Below are 1,601 nucleotides of genomic sequence, written 5' to 3' on the forward strand. Positions count from 1 at the left end.
TGGTCGACAGATAGGCGGCCCAACTCTTGCCGGTGACGCCGGCGGCTTCCGCCAACGACGCGCAATGCGCGTCGGCGCCCTTGAGGCCGCCGAGGTCGGCACCCTTGCCGGAACCGACACTGGTGACGAAGAAGCTCATCTTGGCATCTTGCGAGTAAGCGGCGCCCGCGGCTGCGATCAGGGTGGCGGCGGTGGCGAGAAGCAGTTTACGCATGTCGGTCCTCCGGTTGGTCTTCGACGGGTTACATCAGAAGAAACGTTGCCGGAGGCCTGTTTAATCCCTACGCATGTCGCCTAAAAGTATGCAGTGGTTTTTGGGAAACCGACATGCGGCAAAAAAGGCTCTAGTTTTATTCCGGCTGGCGATAGGCGACGAACCGATTGTGCTTGGCCTGAAAGATCAATCCGGTCTCTTTCAGGTCCGGGCTGGCCAGCGGCACGATGCGTTTGGCGATCTCGGAGGGATGCGGCAACGTCTCGGGATCTTCGCCCGGCACTGCTTGGGCACGCATGGCGGTGCGGGTGGCGCCGGGGTCGGCGGCATTGACCCGGAGCGGCAGGCTCTGCGTCTCATGCGCCCAGGAGCGCATCATCGTCTCCACCGCGGCCTTGGACGCCGCGTAGGGTGCCCAGAAGGCACGCGCCGAGTGCGCTGCGTTGGAAGACAGGATGATCGCTCGTCCAGCGTCGGAGAGCCGCAGCAGGGGGTCGACGGAGCGGATCAGCCGCCAGGTCGAGGTGACGTTGATGGTCATCACCTTCTCGAAGGTTTTTGCTTCGACATGACCGATCGGCGAGATGACGCCGAGCACGCCGGCATTGGCGACGAGAATGTCGAGCTTGCCCCAGCGTTCGTGGATGGCGCCGCCCAGGCGGTCGATACCGGCCATGTCGGCGAGGTCGAGCGGCACCAGTGTCGCCTGGCCGCCGGCCGCCTTGATCTGATCGTCGAGCTCTTCCAGTCCTCCGACAGTGCGCGCCACCGCAATGACATGCGCGCCGGCTGCAGCCAATTCCTTGGCAATGAAATAGCCGATCCCGCGCGAGGCGCCGGTGACGACCGCAACGCGGCCGGAAAGGTCAAGGGTCATGCGATGGATTCCGGGAATTTGACTAACGCTGATGACGGTCCCGCCTACGTCCCGCTCGTCGCCAGCAGCGACAGCGTGCGCACATTGTCGTGGCCTTCGAAGTCGAGCAGGCGGGTCGGATACTGGCCGGTGAAGCAGGCATCGCAGAATTGCGGCTGGTCGTTGTCGCGGCTGGCCTCGCCGACCGCGCGGTAGAGCCCGTCAATGGTGAGGAAGCCGAGCGAATCGACGCGAATGAACTCGGCCATCTCCTCGATCGACATGCGCGATGCCAGGAGCTTCGATTTCTCCGGCGTGTCGACACCGTAGAAACAGGAGGCGCGTGTCGGCGGTGAGGCGATGCGCATATGCACCTCCTTGGCGCCGGCGTCGCGCACCATCTGCACGATCTTCTGGCTGGTGGTGCCGCGCACGATACTGTCGTCGACCAGCACCACGCGCTTGCCCTCGATCATGCGGCGGTTGGCATTGTGCTTCAGTTTGACGCCCATGTGGCGGATCGAATCGCCC

1 protein-coding gene and 2 pseudogenes are annotated in these 1,601 nt (G+C 64.0%); all 3 read right to left on the reverse strand.

Annotated features, from left to right (window positions below; genetic code table 11):
• Positions 1–214 (reverse strand): annotated as a pseudogene (locus tag EN964_RS33970) (hypothetical protein); the annotation flags it as partial.
• A 136-nt stretch (positions 215–350) separates the two neighbouring features.
• Positions 351–1,091 (reverse strand): SDR family NAD(P)-dependent oxidoreductase, encoded by a 741-nt coding sequence (locus EN964_RS33975; protein ID WP_013532529.1) that lies wholly within the window; start codon positions 1,089–1,091, stop codon positions 351–353.
• Between the two features lie 44 nt (positions 1,092–1,135).
• Positions 1,136–1,601 (reverse strand): annotated as a pseudogene (locus EN964_RS33980) (amidophosphoribosyltransferase); the annotation flags it as partial.

It is taken from the genome of Mesorhizobium sp. M7A.F.Ca.CA.001.10.2.1 (assembly GCF_003998575.1).
GTDB lineage: Bacteria > Pseudomonadota > Alphaproteobacteria > Rhizobiales > Rhizobiaceae > Mesorhizobium.

What these genes read in the sequence shown, in the direction of transcription:
- EN964_RS33975 (WP_013532529.1), bottom strand. Translation starts at nt 1,091, where the DNA reads ATGACCCTTGACCTTTCCGGCCGCGTTGCGGTCGTCACCGGCGCCTCG.